Origin of the sequence: Rhodococcus sp. 06-156-4, assembly GCF_002259345.1 — a bacterium.
Taxonomy (GTDB): domain Bacteria; phylum Actinomycetota; class Actinomycetes; order Mycobacteriales; family Mycobacteriaceae; genus Rhodococcoides; species Rhodococcoides fascians_E.
The window spans coordinates 80,297-99,167 of the sequence record NZ_NPGB01000028.1 but is presented as its reverse complement, the minus strand read 5'-3'; the positions used below and the strand labels follow the sequence as shown (position 1 = coordinate 99,167).

General features: G+C 64.0%; 18 protein-coding genes and 1 tRNA gene. 6 read left to right on the top strand and 13 right to left on the bottom strand.

Going from position 1 to position 18,871, the window contains the following annotated elements; genetic code table 11:
* Window positions 1-19 precede the first annotated feature (19 nt).
* The 5 genes from CH290_RS20355 to CH290_RS20335 all read right to left on the bottom strand — a co-directional run bounded on the left by CH290_RS20355 (window position 20) and on the right by CH290_RS20335 (window position 7,300).
* A complete protein-coding gene (locus CH290_RS20355; protein ID WP_020111046.1) occupies window positions 20-1,975 on the bottom strand; it encodes an ABC transporter ATP-binding protein in 1,956 nt (651 codons plus the stop codon).
* A complete protein-coding gene (locus tag CH290_RS20350; RefSeq protein WP_019662856.1) occupies window positions 1,972-3,702 on the bottom strand; it encodes an ABC transporter ATP-binding protein in 1,731 nt (576 codons plus the stop codon). The genes CH290_RS20355 and CH290_RS20350 overlap by 4 nt, the downstream gene beginning before the upstream one ends.
* Before the next feature lie 83 nt (window positions 3,703-3,785).
* Window positions 3,786-6,080, bottom strand: coding sequence for an MMPL family transporter (locus tag CH290_RS20345; protein WP_094739415.1), 2,295 nt, complete (start codon window positions 6,078-6,080; stop codon window positions 3,786-3,788).
* 3 nt (window positions 6,081-6,083) lie between these two features.
* Window positions 6,084-6,740, bottom strand: coding sequence for a TetR/AcrR family transcriptional regulator (locus tag CH290_RS20340; protein ID WP_019662854.1), 657 nt, complete (start codon window positions 6,738-6,740; stop codon window positions 6,084-6,086).
* Between the two features lie 104 nt (window positions 6,741-6,844).
* Complete coding sequence (locus CH290_RS20335; protein WP_026347383.1) at window positions 6,845-7,300, bottom strand: RrF2 family transcriptional regulator; 456 nt, start codon at window positions 7,298-7,300, stop codon at window positions 6,845-6,847.
* Between the two features lie 209 nt (window positions 7,301-7,509).
* Here CH290_RS20335 and CH290_RS20330 point away from each other — a divergent pair, with 209 nt between their 5' ends.
* The gene (locus tag CH290_RS20330; RefSeq protein WP_019662852.1) at window positions 7,510-8,421 is read left to right on the top strand and encodes a sterol desaturase family protein; all 912 of its coding nucleotides are present in this window, start codon (window positions 7,510-7,512) and stop codon (window positions 8,419-8,421) included.
* Here the strand turns inward: CH290_RS20330 and CH290_RS20325 are convergent.
* A complete protein-coding gene (locus CH290_RS20325; protein ID WP_019662851.1) occupies window positions 8,402-9,088 on the bottom strand; it encodes a YceI family protein in 687 nt (228 codons plus the stop codon). The two genes, CH290_RS20330 and CH290_RS20325, sit on opposite strands and share 20 nt — an antisense overlap.
* Window positions 9,089-9,207: 119 nt before the next feature.
* On the opposite strand from CH290_RS20325, the gene CH290_RS20320 reads away from it, so the two are divergent.
* The 3 genes from CH290_RS20320 to CH290_RS20310 are packed head-to-tail and all read left to right on the top strand — an operon-like array spanning window position 9,208 to window position 11,617.
* Window positions 9,208-10,218, top strand: coding sequence for a PHP domain-containing protein (locus tag CH290_RS20320; protein WP_033190063.1), 1,011 nt, complete (start codon window positions 9,208-9,210; stop codon window positions 10,216-10,218).
* Window positions 10,215-11,120: an alpha/beta hydrolase family protein gene (locus CH290_RS20315; protein ID WP_020111050.1), complete on the top strand. Its 906-nt coding sequence runs from the start codon at window positions 10,215-10,217 to the stop codon at window positions 11,118-11,120. Before CH290_RS20320 ends, CH290_RS20315 begins: the two co-directional genes overlap by 4 nt.
* Before the next feature lie 20 nt (window positions 11,121-11,140).
* Window positions 11,141-11,617 (top strand): hypothetical protein, encoded by a 477-nt coding sequence (locus CH290_RS20310; protein ID WP_094620704.1) that lies wholly within the window; start codon window positions 11,141-11,143, stop codon window positions 11,615-11,617.
* 42 nt (window positions 11,618-11,659) lie between these two features.
* Here the strand turns inward: CH290_RS20310 and CH290_RS20305 are convergent, their stop codons facing one another.
* Complete coding sequence (locus tag CH290_RS20305; protein ID WP_033190062.1) at window positions 11,660-12,148, bottom strand: FBP domain-containing protein; 489 nt, start codon at window positions 12,146-12,148, stop codon at window positions 11,660-11,662.
* Between the two features lie 18 nt (window positions 12,149-12,166).
* Window positions 12,167-12,742 carry a TetR/AcrR family transcriptional regulator gene (locus CH290_RS20300; RefSeq protein ID WP_019662846.1) on the bottom strand — a complete coding sequence of 192 codons (576 nt, stop codon included), beginning with the start codon at window positions 12,740-12,742 and terminating at the stop codon, window positions 12,167-12,169.
* Window positions 12,743-12,960: 218 nt separating this feature from the next.
* On the opposite strand from CH290_RS20300, the gene CH290_RS20295 reads away from it, so the two are divergent.
* Both CH290_RS20295 and CH290_RS20290 read left to right on the top strand, forming a co-directional pair.
* A complete protein-coding gene (locus tag CH290_RS20295) occupies window positions 12,961-14,796 on the top strand; it encodes an ABC transporter ATP-binding protein (RefSeq protein WP_230621043.1) in 1,836 nt (611 codons plus the stop codon).
* Window positions 14,793-16,532, top strand: coding sequence for an ABC transporter ATP-binding protein (locus CH290_RS20290; RefSeq protein ID WP_033190060.1), 1,740 nt, complete (start codon window positions 14,793-14,795; stop codon window positions 16,530-16,532). The genes CH290_RS20295 and CH290_RS20290 overlap by 4 nt, the downstream gene beginning before the upstream one ends.
* Before the next feature lie 26 nt (window positions 16,533-16,558).
* On the opposite strand, the gene CH290_RS20285 is transcribed toward CH290_RS20290, so the two are convergent.
* The 5 genes from CH290_RS20285 to CH290_RS20265 form a co-directional block, all read right to left on the bottom strand.
* Entirely contained in the window at window positions 16,559-17,275 is a 717-nt protein-coding gene (locus tag CH290_RS20285; RefSeq protein ID WP_033190059.1) for a siderophore-interacting protein, read from the bottom strand.
* 100 nt (window positions 17,276-17,375) lie between these two features.
* Window positions 17,376-17,466: transfer RNA gene (locus CH290_RS20280), tRNA-Ser, on the bottom strand.
* Window positions 17,467-17,524: 58 nt separating this feature from the next.
* Window positions 17,525-17,722, bottom strand: coding sequence for a CsbD family protein (locus tag CH290_RS20275; RefSeq protein ID WP_033190058.1), 198 nt, complete (start codon window positions 17,720-17,722; stop codon window positions 17,525-17,527).
* 92 nt (window positions 17,723-17,814) lie between these two features.
* Window positions 17,815-18,267 (bottom strand): nucleoside deaminase, encoded by a 453-nt coding sequence (locus CH290_RS20270; protein WP_033190057.1) that lies wholly within the window; start codon window positions 18,265-18,267, stop codon window positions 17,815-17,817.
* On the bottom strand, window positions 18,264-18,827 hold the full coding sequence (locus CH290_RS20265; RefSeq protein ID WP_019662840.1) for a tRNA adenosine deaminase-associated protein: 564 nt from the start codon (window positions 18,825-18,827) through the stop codon (window positions 18,264-18,266). Before CH290_RS20265 ends, CH290_RS20270 begins: the two co-directional genes overlap by 4 nt.
* Window positions 18,828-18,871: the final 44 nt, after the last annotated feature.

Here is an 18,871-nt window from a genome sequence, read left to right as displayed (position 1 = left end):
CCTAAACGTCCTTCCCTGGCTAGCTGAATTGAGAGGCGTACAACCGCCCGTATGCACCGCCCGCGCCGACGAGCGAGTCGTGGTCGCCCTGCTCGACGATTCGGCCGTCCTCCATCACGACGATGAGGTCCGCGTCGCGGATGGTCGAGAGCCTGTGGGCGATGACGAAGCTGGTCCTGTCACTGCGTAGAGCGGCTGTTGCCTTCTGCACGAGCAGTTCGGTGCGAGTGTCGACGGAGCTGGTGGCCTCGTCGAGGATCAGGATCAGCGGTTTCGCCAGGAACGCGCGCGCGATGGTGATGAGCTGCTTCTCGCCTGCGCTGACGTTGTTGCCTTCCTCGTCGATGATCGTGTCGTAGCCGGCCGGCAGCGAATGCACGAACTTGTCGACGTAGCTGACGCGCGCGGCTTCGAGAATTTCTTCCTCGGTGGCGTCGGGATCTCCGTAGGCGATGTTGTCCCGGATGGTTCCACCGAACAGCCAGGTGTCCTGCAGCACCATTCCGGTGCGCTCGCGGAGTTCGTCTCGCGTCATGGAGCGGGTGTCGACGCCGTCGACGGTGATCCGGCCTGCGTCGATGTCGTAGAAGCGCATGATGAGGTTCACCAGTGTGGTCTTGCCTGCGCCTGTCGGGCCCACGATGGCGACGAGGTGCCCCGGCTCCGCGACGAGCGAGAGATCCTCGATGAGCGGTTGATCTTCGCGGTAGCTGAAGGACACGTTCTCGAATTCGACGCGGCCGTGATCGGTGGCCGGGAGGGCAGGGCGAGAAGGATCGGGGTCCTCGTCGTCGGCGTCGAGGAGGTCGAAGATGCGTTCCGCGGACGCCACTCCCGACTGCACCAGGTTCACCATGGAACCGACCTGCGTCAGTGGCTGAGTGAACTGTCGCGAGTACTGGATGAAGGCCTGGACTTCACCGAGGCTCAGGGTGCCCGACGCCACGCGCAGTCCGCCGACGACGGCGATGATGACGTAGTTGACGTTCCCGAGGAACATGATGGCGGGCATGATCATGCCGGAGATGAATTGTGCTCGGAAGCTGGACTCGAAGAGCTTGTTGTTTCGTTCGCCGAACTCGCGCTCGACCTCGGCTTGACGGCCGAACGCCTTCACCAGTTCGTGTCCGGTGTAGGTCTCCTCGATCTGACCGTTCAGTTTGCCGGTGTATTTCCACTGGTTGACGAAGTGCGGTTGCGAGCGTTTGGCGATCACCGCGGTGACGAGGAACGACGCCGGAACCGTCAGCAAGGCAACGAGAGCCAGCAGAGGCGAGATCCAGATCATCATGCCGAGGATGCCGACGACGGTCAGGATGCCGGTGATCAGCTGGCTCAGGGTCTGCTGCAGGCTGGTCGAGACGTTGTCGACGTCGTTGGTGACTCGGCTGAGCAGTTCTCCTCGGGTGTGAGAGTCGAAGTACTTCAGTGGAAGCCGATGAATCTTCCGTTCGACGCTGCCGCGAAGGTTGCGGATGGTGCGCTGCAAGGCAATGTTCAGGATGTACCCCTGAGCCCACGCCAGCAGTGCCGAGACCACGTACAGCGCGAGGACGAACAGTAGGACGTTGCCGACGGCGGAGAAGTCGATTCCGATGCCGGGCGTGACGTCCATTCCGTTCACCAGGTCGGCGAACGTGTCCTGCCCTTGCGCGCGAAGGCCGTCCACCGCTTGCGCTTTGGACTGTCCGGGCTCGAGTTGACCGCCGATCACGCCGTTGAAGATCAGGTTGGTCGCGTGTCCGAGGATCGTCGGTGACGCCACCGACAGTACGACGCTGGAGGCCGCGAAGACGAGCATGATCGAGAGCAGCATCTTCTCGGGAGCGAGAAGGCCGATCATGCGTTTGAGCGACGGCTTGAAGTTCTTCGCTCTCGTTCCCGGCACTATCGTCTTGCCGGGTTTCGCCGGCGCAACCGGTGCATTCGGCGGTGCGGGTGTGGGCTGGCTGGTGGGAGGGACCGGTCGCGTCATGATGCAGCCACCGCGTGCTGGGAGTCGACGATCTCCGCGTACGTCGGGCACGTGGCGATGAGCTCGTCGTGTGTTCCGAGCCCGACGGGTTGCCCGTCGTCGAGTACGAGGATCTGGTCGGCGTCGATGATGGTGGAGACTCGTTGGGCGACAACGATCATGCAGGCGTCCTTCATGACCGGCTTCAGCGCGGCTCGGAGTTTGGAGTCGGTGGTCAGGTCGAGGGCGGAGAACGAGTCGTCGAACAGGTAGATGCTCGGCTTGCGGACCAGCGCTCGTGCGATGGCCAGGCGTTGACGCTGGCCGCCGGAGACCGTCGTGCCGCCTTGTGACACTTCGGTTTCGAGGCCTTCCGGCATCTTGCGAACGAAGTCTGCGCCCTGCGCGATCTCCAGTGCTTCCCAGAGTTCGTCGTCGGTGGCGTCGGCTTTGCCGTAGCGGAGATTGGATCCGATGGTGCCGGAGAACAGGAAGGGCTTCTGCGGGATCAGGCCGATCTCCTGCCGGAGCGCATCGATGTCCAGGTCACGAATATCGGTGCCGCCGACGAGAACCTGGCCGGCGGTGACGTCGATGAGCCGTGGGACGAGGTTGATCAGAGTGGATTTTCCGGATCCGGTTCCACCGATGACGGCAGTCACCTTGCCGGGTTCCGCTGTGAAGTTCACGCCGCACAGAACCGGGAACTCGGCTCCGGGGTAGGCGAACTCGGCGTTTCGCATCTCGACGATTCCGGGCGCTGTTGCGAACGGTTTCGGCTGGGCGGGCAGGACGACGGAGGACTCGGTCGACAGGACTTGGCTGATGCGGTCGGCGCACACCGAGGCGCGGGGCACCATCATGGCGATGAACGACGCCATCATGACCGACATCAGGATGAGCATGATGTAGCTGAGCAGCGCGGTCAGTGCGCCGATTTCCATGGTGCCGTTGTTGATCGCGTGCCCGCCGAACCAGATGACGGCGACGCTGGTGACGTTGGAGATCAGCATGACCGTCGGGAACATCAACGCCATCAGACGGCCGACGTGCAGTGCTGCGGCGGTGAGCGAATCGTTCGCGACGCCGAACCGGTCGATCTCCTTGCGTTCGCGGACGAAGGCCCGCACGACACGGATGCCGGTGATCTGCTCACGGAGTACCCGGTTGACCGCGTCGATCCGCACCTGCATGGCGCGGAAACCTGGGACCATTCTCGCGACGATCAAGCCCATGGCGATGGCCAGGCCAGGTACGGCGATGAGCAGAATCCAGGACAGTCCGATGTCTTCGCGCAACGCCATCACGACGCCGCCGATGCACATGATCGGCGCCATCACGACGATGGTGAAGCCCATGACGATCAGAAGCTGGACCTGTTGAACGTCGTTGGTGTTACGAGTGATCAGTGAGGGTGCACCGAACTGGCCGACCTCACGAGCGGAGAACGTGCCGACGCGGTGCAGAATGGCACCGCGCAGATCCCGGCCTGCGCCCATCGCGGCCTTGGCCCCGATGAGTACCGCCGCGACCGAACACACGATCTGCACCAGCGACACGAGCAACATCCACCCACCGGTCGTGAGGATGTAGCCCGTGTCGCCGCGCGTGACGCCGTTGTCGATGATGTCGGCGTTGAGGCTGGGCAGGTACAGCGACGCGGCCGTGGCCACGAGCTGCAGGGTGACCAACCCCGCGATCGCGCCCTTGTAGGGAGCGAGAAATTTCTTGAGAAGCGGGATCAGCATGATGGCCGAAGATTACTCGTACACATGGGTAACAGTCTCCACATTTCTACCGGTGAACATCAATCTTCGGCCATCGAGTCTGGTCAGGACTTCGGGGGCGCCTTCTGCAGCTTGGCACCTTCGATGTCGACGTCGGGCAGGATCTTGTCCAGCCACTTCGGCAACCACCACGCCTTGTCGCCGAGCAGTGCCATCACCGACGGGATGATGACCATGCGGACGACGAACGCGTCGAAGAACACTGCGGCCGCGAGGGCGAAACCGATCGACTTGATGAACGAGTCGGGCTCGGCGATGAAGGCCGCGAAGACCGAGATCATGATGACCGCTGCCGACGTCACCACACGGGCTCCGTACTTGAACCCGTTGACGACGGCGTCCTTCGCCGGAGTGCCGTGGACGAACTCTTCGCGCATTCGCGACACCAGGAACACCTGATAGTCCATCGCGAGGCCGAACACGACACCGATGAGGAAGATCGGCATGAAGCTGACGATCGGCTGCGGGTTGCTGATCAGCCCCAGCCCGCCTTCCTGGAAGATGAACACCGTCGCACCGAACGTCGCGAGGACGCTGAGCAGGAATCCGAGTGTCGCGGTCAGCGGCACCAGGATCGACCGGAACACCACCATCAGCAGTACGAACGCCAGTCCGACGACCACGGCGAGGTACGGCACGAGTGCATCCTGCAGACGCTCGGACACGTCGAGTTCGAGCGCGGTCTGACCGGTCACGCCGTAGGACACGCCGTCGGTCTCGGCGAAGCCCGGCTCTGCTGCACGAAGGTTCGCAACGAGGTCCTTCGTCGCATCGCTGTTGGGCGAACTGTCGGGCGTGACGAGGATCTGTGCCGTGTCGCCAGCCTGGTTCACCGCGACGATCTGCGCGTTCTCGACGTCGTCTTCCTCGTAGATCGACTCGATGACCTTGCCGAATCCGGCCGTGCGATCCGCTTCCGGCGTTGCGGAGGCGTCGGCGATGACGAGAAGCGGTCCGTTGCGGCCGGGCCCGAAGCCCTCGTCGACCAGGTCGTACGCCTTTCGGACCGAGGTCGACGGGTCCGACGTGGCGATGCTGGGCAGTGCCAGCGACAGGCCGGTCGTCGGGCCTGCGATGACGGCGAGCAGTACGACGCCGCCGATCAGGCCGATCGCGGGACGCTTGACCAGCGCACGTGCCCAGCGGAGACCGTTGGTGGGCGGTGCGTTCGGGTCCTCGGGATCGGTGGTGTTGACGAACTTGATCTTGCCGCCGAACGCCTTGCCCTTGAACACACCGAGCAACGCGGGGAGGAACGTCAGCGCGATCAGGACTGCGACGAACACTGCGAAGCCGGCTGCGTAACCCATCTGCGACAGGAACGGGATGCCGACGACACGCAGTGCGACGAGCGCGATGAGCACCGTTGCGCCGGCGAACACGACCGCAGATCCGGCGGTACCCACCGACCGTCCGACGGCTTCCTCTCGGTCGTCGGTGAGCGTGAGCTCGTGCCTGTACCTGGCGAGAATGAAGAGGGAGTAGTCGATCGCGACGGCCAGGCCGATCATCACCGCGAGGATCGGGGTGAAGGTGGACAGGTCCGCAAATCCCGACGCCGTGGTGATCGTCAAGCTGCTGATGCCGATGCCGACGATGGCGGTGACGAGCGGGAGGCCGGCCGCGAAGGCGGAACCGAACATGATCAGCAGGACGACGGCGGCGACAGCGAGGCCGACGAGCTCGGACGTGCCGCCCGGCGGCGATGCATCCTGGGCGACGCTGCCGCCCAGCTCGACGGTCAATCCGGCGTCACGTGCAGGCTGAGCAGCCTCGTCGAGCGAGGTGCGCAGGTCCTCCGTGACGTCGGCGAGCTCGACGGACAGCGGAACTTCGAGCGTGCCGATGTTGCCGTTCGGGCTCAGCGGCGACAGTGCAGCCGCGTTGGCTGCGGCGGTGTCGGCAGGGGTTCCGTCCTGCTCGGCCAGCGAACTGTACTGCTCGACGATGGCGGTGTTGCCCGCGACCGGGTTGGCGAGCGGTTGCGCCCCACCGGGCTTGGCGGCGGCGTCGACGGCGGCGATCTGGTCGATGTCCGCGATGGTCGCGTCGATCGCGGCGGTGTACGCCGGAGTGTCGAGAGTCTGGCCGTCCGGCGCCTTGAAGACGTACTGCGCCGATACCGCCGTCAGCGGATCCTCGGCGTTGCCGAATCGCTCGCTCTGCAGGTCGAGAGCTTCCTGCGCCGGAGTGCCGGGGATGTTGAACGAGTTGGCCGTCGGGCCGGACAGAGTGGCGGCGCCGACGCCTGCCAGTACGAGAATCGCCAGCCATAGGGCGAGGACAATGCCTTTTCGTCGGAAGGCGAACTTACCGACTCGATAGAGAAATGTAGCCACAGGTCAGCTCCTGAAGTCTGTGTTCGGTGCGCTGGTTTTCGTTTCGCGAGGGTCCGGAAGCCCGGCCTGCAGTTGGTCGAATGCGTCTTCGACGAGCTGTTTCGGCGAAGAATCTCCTTCAGGGTCGGCGGTCCAAATCGTCAAGGCAGCTGTGACGGCATTGCCGACGGCAGCTTGGAGAAGGTTCGGGTACAGGTCACGGTCGATGTCCGTGCCGGTACGCGCGGCAATTGCTTCGCCGAGAACTCGGATGAGCGAGTGGTGAACTTCGAGCTTGCGGGCCATGACACTCGGCGTCGCTTCGATCAGTTGCGCAACGGCGAAGGTCTCCGCGAGGTCCTTGTCCGGATCGGACACGATCGACACTGCCACGTGTCTCATCGCGTCCCAGATGGGCTCGTCGGCAGGGCGATCACGCAGCATCTCGAACCATTCGAGCGCCGAAGCCTCGATGTGGTGGAGAACCGCTTCTTCCTTGTTGGCGAAGTAGTTGTGGAAGGTCCGCGTCGACACACCCGCCTCGGCGGCGATGGCGTCGGCGGTGACGGCGTCGAGTCCCCGCGCTTTCGCCAACTGAACTGCTGCGAGGCCTAGAGCGTCGCGCGTGGCGGCCTTCTTCAGATCACGAAGGCCAGTGCGGGGAGCGGTCACGAACTCCAAGGTACGGAAGTTGCAGAGTTCTGCACTATTGCAGAAGGGTGCAAGTTTGACGATTGAGTCACACCCAACGCACACGGGTGTGTCAGCTCACACCCCGACGTGAGTCAGCGTCGCGCCCAGGCCGCCGGGTCGGCAGTCAGCTCGAACACGAACGCGGGAACATCATCGGCAACGATCTCCGCCAGCGACACTTCCTCCAACACCGCGCGCATGTTCGCCCGCACCGCCAGCCACACCAGCTGCAACGGCTTCGCGGGGCCCGGGTAGTCGACATCCTCCGGACGCTGCCCGCGCACCGACGCCAACGGCCCCTCCACCGCCCTGATCACATCCGCAACCGAAATCTCCGACGCCGGCCGAGCAAGCCAATACCCTCCGTCGGGCCCTCGCCGACTGCGCACCAGGTCAGCACGCCGCAGATCCGACAGCACCGACTCCAAGAACTTGTGCGGAATCTTCTGCGCACCCGCCAGCGCCTCAGCCTTCCCCGGAACCCCATCCGCGGCCGCCAGCTCCAGCAAAGTCCGCACGGCATAATCCGCCTTGGCGGTAATGTGCACAGCAATCTCCTCGGCCGACGAATGGTTCCTAATTCCTACCATTCGAATAGGAAATAGGCGAATCCCGAACCCCCTCGGGACCGAATGAACCGTTCGGTCACTCCAAGTGACCAAATGCCACGTTCGGTCTCGAAGAGGGTCGGCAGGGTGTGTTCCACGACACGTCGAAGCGTTACACTTCAGCTACAAGTGTCACGCAAAGGAGTCGAATGGTGGGCGAGTGGGTTCAGTCGGCCTGGAATGCACTCCCCGAGCCGCTACGCGATCCGGTGGCGTTGGCGATTCCGGCGTTTGCTCTGCTTCTGGTGATCGAGTGGTGTGCCGCGATCAAGCTCGAGGACGGTGACCGGGGCAGCTACAAGGGGGCCGATGCGCGGGCCAGCCTCGGGATGGGTGTTGTCTCGATTGCGACGACGACGGTGTGGAAGACGCTGGCTCTGTTCGGTTACACGGCCTTGTACGTGTACGTCGCTCCGTGGCATTTGCCGGCCGACGCCTGGTACACGTGGGTGATTCTCATCGTGGGCGTCGATGTCCTCTTCTACGCGTATCACCGCACTGCGCACCGCACGCGGATCATCTGGGCGACGCATCAGGCGCATCATTCCAGTGAGTACTTCAACTTCAGCACCGCTCTTCGCCAGAAGTGGAACAACAGTGGCGAGATCGTCATGTGGCTTCCGTTGCCACTGTTGGGGATTCCGCCGTGGATGGTGTTCGTGGGTTTCTCGATCAACCTGGTGTATCAGTTCTGGGTTCACACGGAACGGATCGACAAGCTGCCTCGCGTGATCGAGTTCGTGTTCAACACGCCGTCGCATCATCGGGTCCATCATGGGAACGATCCGCAGTATCTCGACAAGAACTACGGCGGCATCTTCATCGTGTGGGACAGGCTGTTCGGCAGCTACGCCGACGAGGTGGCGCGGCCGCATTACGGCCTGACGAAGAAGGTCGACACATTCAACATCTGGACACTCCAGACACACGAATACCGCTCCATCGCACGGGATGTAGCGGCATCGCGGTCGTGGCGTGAACGGTTCGGTTTCGTCCTCGGCCCGCCGGGGTGGACGCCGAGCAGGGCCGAGGCGAAAGAGACTAGTTCGAGTTCAGGTTGATCAGGAAGTCGACCGATCCCGAGCCCTCGACGGTCACGAATCCGAGCGATGGAGGCTCGATGCCGAAGTCCGTCCACGTTGTCGGAATGCTTCCCGACGCGATGAGCGTGTCACCGGACTGCAGGACCTCCATCTCGACGGAGACAGGACGGGACTGGTCCTTCAGGGTCAACGTTCCGTTCGCGGTGACGGTGGCCGTAGTTCCGTCCTTGGGAAGTGATGCCAGGTCCACGGGCGAGTCGAAGGTGAAGGTCGCCGTCGGATAGGTGGCGGTGTCGAAGATGTTGCCGCGGAACTGGTTGTCGCGACGGTCGCTGTCCGTGGTGATCGACCCCGTCTGCACTGTCACCTCACCTTCGGTGAGGGTGTTGTCCGTGATCGTGACGTCGCCGCTGACCTCGGGGGTCGTGCCGACCACTGTGACGTCCGAGCCGTTGAGCACTTCGTCGACGGTGTATCCCGCGGCCGTGGTGTTCGACGCGTCGCCTGGGACGATGGTCCATGTTCCGTCCAGGTCGTCGGTGGAGGCGGCTTGCGCTCCCTCGGTCGAGACCGTCGCGGCGGGCGCGTCGTCCTCTTGGAACGACGCATAGATCTTGGGGCCGAAGTACGCACCGAGCGCGATCACGACGACGAGTGCGCCGGCTATCCACCATTTCTTTGTCATGCCTCGCAATGCTAGTTGCACCTTCAACCCTGTGGGGGTTCGTGCACCTGGCAACTTGCTGAGAAGTTTGTCCGATACCGCCGTGTCGGGCTGCCACCCCGCTGCTGGACAATAGGGACATGGACCCGATCGAAGCTCTGCGCGAGATCGCCTACTGGCTCGAGCGCTCGCGCGCGGACACTCACCGCGTCAAGGCATATCGGCGTGCAGCCGACGTGGTCGAATCGTTGAGCGAGACTGCGCGATCCGAGCGTCGGAAGGCCGATTCGTGGTCCGCGTTGCCGGGCATCGGAGCCAAGACGTCGCTCATCATCCGTCAGGCCCTCTCGGGCGACGTACCGGACTTTCTTGCCGAGAAGCGTGCCGAGGCCGAGCCGATCGGCGACAACGATCTCCGGTCTGCCCTCAGAGGGGATCTGCATACCCATTCCAACTGGTCCGACGGCGGCAGCGGGATCGAGGAGATGATGCGCACTGCAGCCCGGCTCGGTCACGAGTACTGCGCGTTGACCGATCATTCACCCCGGTTGAAGGTGGCCAACGGATTGTCGGCCGATCGGCTGAGGAAGCAACTCGACGTCGTTGCCGAACTCAACGAGGAACTCGCGCCGTTCCGCATTCTCACCGGTATCGAGGTGGACATCCTCGACGACGGCAGCCTGGATCAGGACGAGGGCTTGCTCGCCGAACTGGATATCGTTGTCGCCAGCGTGCATTCGAACCTGCGGGCCGACTCCGAGTCGATGACCCGCCGCATGGTCAACGCAATCGCCAACCCCCACGTCGACGTGTTGGGACATTGCACCGGCAGGCTCGTCGAGGGTGGCCGGGGAACGAGGCCGGAATCGAAGTTCGACGCCGACGTGGTGTTCGAGGGATGCAAGCAGTTCGGTACCGCGGTGGAGATCAACGCCAGGCCCGAGCGTCAGGACCCGCCGGAGCGCCTCATCGACGTCGCCCTCGAGCGGGGCTGCCTGTTCTCGATCGACACCGACGCACATGCGCCCGGGCAGCTCGACTGGCAGGGCTACGGGGCCCTACGCGCCGAAGCTCGGGGCGTGCCGGCTGAACGCGTCGTCAACACCTGGTCGGCCGACGAACTTCTCGCCTGGACCGGTGGCAGCCGTTGAAATTCACACGACTAGCGGCCTTCCTCGTGACGGCAGCGTTGACGGCTGGATGCAGTGGATCCACCGTGCATACGCCGCCCCCGATTCCGACGCCGTCTCCCGCACTGATCCCGGCCCTGGCGGATCCGCCGATCAGACTGCTCTACGGCGCCGACGAGGACAACGTGGGTGACCTGTACCTGCCGGACAACGGCGCGGACTCCCTGCCTGTTGTCGTGATGGTGCACGGTGGCGGGTGGCAGCAGCGGTACGACATGTCGTACTTCGGACCGATCTCGGAAGCCGTGGCCGATCGCGGAATTGCCGTGTGGAACATCGAATACCGCCGTGGCACCGGCGATTACCGCGACACGCTCGCTGACGTCGACAACGCGACGGAGGCACTGGCCAACACGGTCCAGGAGGCTGCGGGGGGCCGGTTGGACCTGGGCCGCGTTCATGTGGCCGGCCACTCGGCCGGCGGCCAGCTGGCCGCGTGGTTGGCGGGGCGTCACACCCTGGATGCGTCGGCTCCTGGCGCGCAGCCGAAGATCATGCCCCGCAGCGCGACGATCATGGCCGGCGTCTTCGACATGGCACGTGCCGCGAACATCGGGGGCGACAAACTCGTGCCCGCGTTCCTCGGTGGTATGCCCGATCAGGTTCCGGACCGGTATCGCGTCGCCTCACCGATCGAGCATCTGCCCATCGGCACACGGGTGACGGCAATCCACGGCGACGCCGACAAGACCGTGTCCGTGAACCAGAGCACGGCCTATGCCGACGCCGCACGTGCCGCGGGCGATACCGTCGACGTCGTCGTTCTGCCGGGAGCCGGGCACGGGGATTTCACGAACAGCGGTTCGGTTGCGTGGCGCACGACGGTCGACGCCATCGCTGCCCACGCGGCCGATGTCGAGTGACGTCTGGTACACAGTTGGCCATGAAGCGGACCATCGTCACCGGCGCAGTGTTGATGCTCGCCCTCGCTGGATGCGGCTCGGACGAGCAGTCCTCGGCCGCGCCCAGCACACCCTCCACGTCGACGACGACGGTGACGGTGACGGTGACGGTGACGGCCGCCCCTTCCACGACTGCGGAGCCGCCGCCTGCCGCTCCGGCCGAATCCTTCGTACCCGAGACCACACCGGCGGACGCTCCCCCACCGGCACCCGTGCAATTGCCCATCGACCAGGGCGACGGATCGAACCGGCCCACCGGCGAGCAACTGTACGTCGAGACCTGCCAGCAGTTCCTTGCCGCGATCGATGCCCTCGCCGTCACCGGCGCTCCGCGGAACGTGACCGTCGACGGGATTTCCGCACAGCTGCAGGCCAATCCGAGCTGGTCGACGGTCCCTCCCGAGGACCAGCAGCAGATGCTCCGCGGTTTGGACGCAGCCGGCCTCGGCAGCTGCTGAACCGAGGCGGCAGGAGTGAAGCAGCTGTCAGGTGTACAGCTGTCAGGTGTACAGCCTGGCGATGAATGCTTCGATGTTCTCCTGAACCCGTACGACGCGCTCCTCGGTGCTGAGGTTCTCGCGGTACCGGTTGCCCAGCGCCGGGGTCTTCTTGCCTCGTGCGTACAGAGAGCACAGTAGGTCCGTGCACATGTAGGTGCCGACGGTGTTTCCGCGCCGCCCTGATTCGCCGGTCTTCTTGGCGGTCATGAGCGATACGTCGCCGCGTGAGTGCGTCGTCGTGCAGATGGTGCACATCTGCGCGCGGTCGGATCCGCCGGATTCGTGTTTGAGCGCGACGCCGACCAGCTCGTCGTCCTTGGGTAGGACGATGTAGCTTCGACCTGCGTACGACGGGTCGGACCAACCGAGGAAATCCAGCTGTTCCCAGTCGGTGTCGGTCAGAGTGGATGGCAGGTTCATTCGTTTGGCGTCGCCCTTGGAACAGTTCACGAACGACTGTCTGATTTCTTTCTCGGTGATGGACTGCATGTGTGTTCTCCCGGAACGTCAGGCCTTCGGCCAGTTTTCGAGTGCGTGGTGGAGTACGTCGAGTACTCGCTGCCACGTCTGTTCGGATTCTCGCGGGGGGATGCCGTAGCCGAATCCCCCCGAGCTCTCGATCTCGATGAAGCCATGAAATGTGCTGCCCAGCAATCGGACTGCATCGGTTTCGTCGGGTTCGGGCAAGTTGTACGCGCGTAGGATCGCGCGCGACATGTGCGAGTGTTTGCGTGCGTCACTCGCGAGCGCTACGTCCGCGTCGAGCTCGTATCGAGTCGAGTTGTATCGCCCTGGATGTTGACGGGCGAAATCGCGGTACGCGTTGGCGAACGCGACGAGCGCATCTCTGCCCGCCCGCCCCGCCACGGCGTCGGATACCCAATCGGCCAGTTCGGACAGCGAGGCGACAGCCACCCGTTGCCGGAGATCTCGCAAGTTCTTGATGTGCGAGTAGAGGCTGGCGTCTTTCACGCCGAACGATTTGGCCAGGGCAAGAACAGTGACGTTCTCGAACCCGATCTCGTCCGCCATGTCCGCGGCCGCCGCGGTGAGGCGAGCAGCATTGAGGCCTGCGCGTGCCATCGTTACCTCCTCCCTAGCCGGAACCGGATTTTGCCTAATAACACTAGGAAATAGTAGACGCGGGCAAGGTTTGCTGCAAACCATTTACCCCTGCACACAGCGACCGCTCGTAACAGACCTACCGGTTTTCGAGGTTAGCCTTGCCTACCGAGAATGTGTAAGGATCTAATCCGACCGGTGGGCTGGTGCCCGTGAAGAACAGAAGATTGCGAGTGCGCATGACGGTGCAATCCGAACCGCTGACCGCGGACGATGCAGGCAACAGCCTTCCGCGGACGGTTGCTCAGCAGAACAAGAAAGACCAAGCGCATGCCCGACGCGCAATCCTCGCGCCGGTCGGTCGCACCCTGACGGTGGCCAGTGTCATCGCAGCAGTTGCCGCGGTGTGCGCCGTCGCCCCGTTCATCGTGATCGTCGAGATGTGCCGTGAGCTGCTGGACGAATCCACCGATACCGGGCGCATCTGGGTGCTGCTGTTCGTCGCGTTCGGGGCACTGGGTGCGCAGATACTTCTACAAGCGGTAGCGATGACTCTGTCCCACCTCACGGATGCGGGGTTTCAACTCTCGTTGCGTAGAGCGTTGGCGCTGAAACTCACCAGGGTTCCACTCGGCTGGTTCGCATCTCACAATTCCGCGGAGATCAAGGGCTATCTACAGGACGACGTCGACGCACTCCACTACCTCGTCGCGCATGCGCGGCTGGAGTTCGTCGGGGCCGTGGTGATACCTCTGGTCACGCTGGTGTACCTCTTCACTGTCGAGTGGAGACTGGCATTGTTGCTGATCCTCCCGCTGCTGGTCTACGCAATTCTGTTGAGCCGCATGATGGATCAGTCCAGTCGCGACCGTCTCGCGGTGTTCAATCGGTGGAATCGTCGGCTGCGTTCCGCAACAATCGAATACGTCGACGGCATCCAGGTGGTCCGCGCATTCGGCCAGGCAGGGAAAGCACACAGGTCGTTCCAGGACTCCGTCGACGGTCAGGCCGACGCCCTCGGCAAGTTCAAGACACCGATGATCCCATTGCAGGCGACTGCGGACGTCGTCATCTCTCCGGTCTTCGTGATGCTGTTGACGGTCGTAGGCGGGTTGATCGGGGTGTCCCAGGGGTGGTTCGACGCCATCGACGTCCTGCCGTTCCTCCTCGTCGGCCTCGGGATAGGCAGCGCTGCAATGGGACTCGGCTACAGTGGTCAGGCCCTGAGGGACGGCGCCGTTGCCGCGCAGCGACTGCACGCTCTGCAGGAGGAGTCCGAACTGGCCGTCGCTACCACCGATGCGCCCGGCATCGTCGACGGGACGGTCGAGTTCGAGTCCGTGAGCTTCGGCTACCGACAGGACCGTGCCGTTCTCCACGACGTATCTTTCGAGCTCTCGCCGGGAACCATCACCGCTCTGGTGGGCCCGTCGGGATCGGGGAAGTCGACCCTCGCGGCCCTGTTGCCTCGGTTCTACGACGTGGAGTCCGGACGAATCACGATCGGCGGCAGGGACATCCGCGCCATCGGACCGGAGCAGCTCTACCGCACAGTGGGGTTCGTGTTCCAGGACGTCCGCCTCATCGCCGGAAGTATTCGTGACAATCTGCTCCTCGCACGTCCCGACGCCGACCAAGCGGCGCTGGAGGTCGCAACTCGCGCGGCTCGGATACATGAGCGCATCGCTGCACTCCCGCGCGGTTACGACTCGGAAATAGGCGTCGACGCCTCCCTGTCCGGCGGTGAAGCCCAGCGGCTCTCGATTGCCCGCACCTTGCTCGCCGACACACCGATCCTGGTTCTGGACGAGGCGACCGCGTTCGCCGATCCGGAGTCCGAGGCCTCGGTGCAGGACGCTCTTGCGGTGCTGGTCTCCGGAAGAACCGTGTTGGTAATAGCACACCGCCTGCACACCGTTACCGGCGTCGACCAGATCCTGGTGTTGGAGAAGGGAGCGATCGTCGAGCGCGGCACGCACGACGATCTGGTCCACGGCGGTGGGCTCTACCAGAGGCTCTGGGATGTCAACGAAGCTGCGTTGGGCGCCGCCGTACACGTGGAGGAGAACCGATGATCGCTGCAGTCTTCCGTCTCGTACCCGACGAGTACGCACACCTCAACCCCCGACTGATCGCCGTCACGGTCGCGCAGGCACTATCGCAGGCAGCGGCGTATTGCTTGCTCGTGCCGCTGCTCGAGGCATTGTTCGACGGCGACACCGGCCGCGCATGGCGCTGGGCGGCAGTCATGGCCGTTGCCGTCGCTCTGATGGGCGGGCTCACGGTCCTGCAAGCAACGCTGGGTCTGAGAATCGCCATCGGAATGCAGTCGGGACTGCAGACTCGCTTGGGTGATCGGCTCAATGCGCTCCCACTCGCGTGGTTCGAGACCCACAACGCTGCATCGGTGTCCCGCATCGTCATCGACAACGTCCTCGACATCCAGCACGCCGTCGCGTACCTCACGGCCAAGCTGATCACCAGCATCCTCGTTCCCGTCGGAGTTGCCGTGGGAATGCTGTTCGTCGACTGGAGAATTGCTCTGTCCATGCTCGTCGCCGCACCGATTCTGTTCGCTGTCAACCGTCTCGGGAACGCAGCGTACGTCCGAGCGGACGAGCGAACACATGCAGCTGCCACCGAGGCGGACACACGCGTCGTCGAATTCGCGCAGGCTCAACCCGTTCTGCGTGCGTTCGGCGCTGTCGGAGACGGCAACCGCGCGCTGGGCGCGGCCTTGGAAGCGCAGAAGTCCGCGGCAACTCGTAACGTCGTATCGGCCGTCACCGGCGTGATCATGTTCGGCCTTCTCGTGCAGGCCGCATTCCTGGCTCTCACCTATGTAGTCGTCGGCCAAGTGACGGGCGGTGCGATCTCCACCGCCGCAGCCATCGCGCTGATCGCGGTGAGTGCGCGTTTCATCGAACCACTCAATCAGGCGGCACAGATCGGAACCGCGTTGCGGTCGGCATCGACGTCGATCGCCCGCGCGACGGAGTTGCTCGTCGAACCTGCTCTGCCCGAGACGAATTCGTCGGTCCAGCCCGACGCGCCCGCCGTGGAATTCACCGGTGTCACCTTCGGCTACGGTGAGACCCCCGTCGTCTCCGACGTGTCGTTCTCCGTCGAGGCCGGTACGACGACGGCAATCGTCGGCCCCAGCGGATCGGGCAAGACCACACTGCTTCGGCTTGCTGCTCGATACGCCGACGTCGACGAAGGCAGCATCACGGTCGGCGGCCACGACGTGCGTGCGCAACCGTCGGAAACGTTGTTCGGGCAGTTGTCACTGGTGTTCCAGAACGTCTACCTGTTCGAGCGGTCCATTGCCGAGAACATCAGGATCGGGAGACCCGACGCTTCCGACGACGACATCCGTCGAGCCGGCGCGATCGCGTGCGTGGACGACATCGTCGAACGACTCCCCGACGGATACGACAGCGAAGTCGGCGAAGGCGGAACCACCCTGTCCGGCGGCGAGCGTCAACGTGTGTCGATCGCCCGGGCGTTGCTCAAGGACGCACCGATCGTCCTTCTCGACGAAGCAACCAGTGCCCTCGACCCGCACAACGAAGCCGTCGTCGTCCGGGGCATCCATGAGCTGACTCGGGACAAGACCGTCATCGTCGTCGCACACCGACTCGCCACCATCGCGCACGCGGATCAAATTCTGTTCCTGCACGACGGGCGCATCGTCGAACGTGGAACACACGACGAACTCCTCGCCCTCGACGGCCGATACGCCGGCTTCTGGCACGAGCGCTCGCGGTCCAGCGGCTGGAGGTTGGAGCGCAATCCCTCCATCGCTTGACGTGACCCCGGAACGGAGGGCCGGCACTACTTCCAGTACGCCTGTGACTTGATGCGATCCTTCGCGAAGCCGTGGACGGTCTTGAAGGTCTTGACGATCGAGCGCGTGGTTCGGCCGTCGCATGCGACCCAGGCGAATGCGTCGGCCGCTGGGGTGAGAGCTTCGGCTTGCTCGCGCAGGAGACGACCGTCGTCGACGCGCTGGAGCCAGGTCACTTCGGTGTTGGGTCCTGCATGGACGGGGAGGGACGGGTCGGATTCGTACTGCCATTCGAGCCATACCTTCGCCGGAGTGTCGCCGAGGGTGTCGAGGATGGTGTTGATCGCCGGGAGCGATGCGGTGTCGCCGAACAGCAAGAACTCGGACGGCGCAGGCTCGGGGATCTCGAAGCTGGAACCGTTGTTTCCGCGCATCAGGGTGGCTTCGAGGACGTCACCTGCTTCGGCGGTTTCGGCCCACTTCGACGCGGGGCCGTAATGGACGGCGAATTCGATGACGAATGTGTCCGTTGCGGGGTCCTGCTCCGTCAGCGTGTACCCACGCTGGCGTTCCTTGCCGGTGCCGTCGTCGATCCACAGGCGGACCCATTGTGTCGGGTGGACCGGGTGGTTCTTCAGCAATCCGCCGCCGTCGAAGCCGACGCGAACGTACTTGTCGGTGACGTGTTCCCTCGACGTGACGGTCAACTTGTAGTCGTCCGTCTTGTACGCCTTCATGATGATGCCTTCAACGCCTCTGCTCATGAGGGCAGGGTACCCTAATCAACCGAGTGGTTTGTTGTGTAGATCGACGCGAGACAGTGACAAAAAAACTCCCCACCTGCGTGATCCAGGTGGGGAGTCTTGGCGGTGGCGGAGGGATTTGAACCCTCGGACGGGGGTTACCCGTCACACGCTTTCGAGGCGTGCTCCTTAGGCCGCTCGGACACGCCACCGCGGAGAACAATACCGCAGTAGCGGCCTGTGGCTAAATCGCCTGGTCAAGCGGCCGAATCAGTGTCCGGTGAGCTTGTCCTTGATGTTGGAGGCTGCGTCCTTGACCTTCTCGGCGCCGTCCTTGACAGCGGACGAGAGCTGATCGCCCTTGCCTTCCTGGCGGAGCTCTTCGTTGCCGGTGGCTGCACCGGTGGCTTCCTTGGCCTTGCCGCCCAGATCCTCGGCCTTGTTACCGATCTTGTCGTCGAGTCCCATTTTTGCCTCCTGAGGATGCGTCGTTCAGAACGCGTGTTCCGCGTTCCCCGACGACGGTTTACCCACAGGTAGAGGCCACAAACATGAGAGTTTCATAAGCGTCTGGCGTCGAAGAACCGGCGTAGGACGTCGCCGCATTCGTTCTCCAGAATGCCGCCGCGGACTTCGGGGCGGTGGGCCAGCCGCTGATCCCGCACGACGTCCCACAACGAGCCGACGGCGCCCGTCTTCGGTTCCCATGCTCCGAACACGACGCGCGAGACCCGTGCGAGCACCAGAGCTCCCGCACACATCGTGCACGGCTCGAGGGTGACGGCCAGCGTGCAGCCTTCCAGTCGCCAACCGTCGCCGTGGAGTGCCGCTGCGGCGCGGAGTGCGAGAACCTCGGCGTGCGCCGTTGGATCGCCGGTCGCTTCACGGGCGTTGGCCGCGCGGGCCAGTTCTCGCCCGTCGGCGTCGTACACGACGGCACCGACGGGTACGTCGAGGTCGGACGCTCCCTGCGCAGCGGTGAGCGCTGCGCGAACGAGGTCCTCGTCGGTCACCGAGGCAGCTTGTCCAGCACAGCGGACAACTCGTCGGCGAATCCGAGGCGGCCTGCGATGGAGCCGAGCTGCTCGTCCGGGTACAGGTCGGTCTCGGCGACGATGATGCCCATGACGGCCTCCGGCAGCCCCAGATCCGACAGCAGGCCCATGTCGCCCTCGGGCCACGGTTCGATGTCGTCGAGTTCGTCCGGGTCGAAGTCGGGAATCTCGATGTTGAGTTCGTCGAGAACGTCGGCGGCGATGTCGTACTCGCCTGCAAGACTGGCGTCTGACAGAAGAAGACGGGTGCCCGACGGTGCGGGCCGCAGCACCACGAAGCATTCGTCGTCGACGTCGAGGAGTCCGAAGACCGCCCCGGAGCTGCGCATTTCCCGCAGTTCGGTCTCAGCTGTCGACAGGGAGGACAACGCAGCCGTGGTCAACGGGGTCACGCGCCACTTGCCGTCCTCGCGGACGACGGCAACGCCGAACCCTTCGAGGTCGTCGAATGTCTCCTTGCTCGGACCGTCGAACTTCTTCGCCTTGGCGGAGTTGTTACTCCCGCGCTGTGCAGCCATGCGCGCAACGGTAGTCGCCTTACCGCCTCGAAATGAAGTCCACC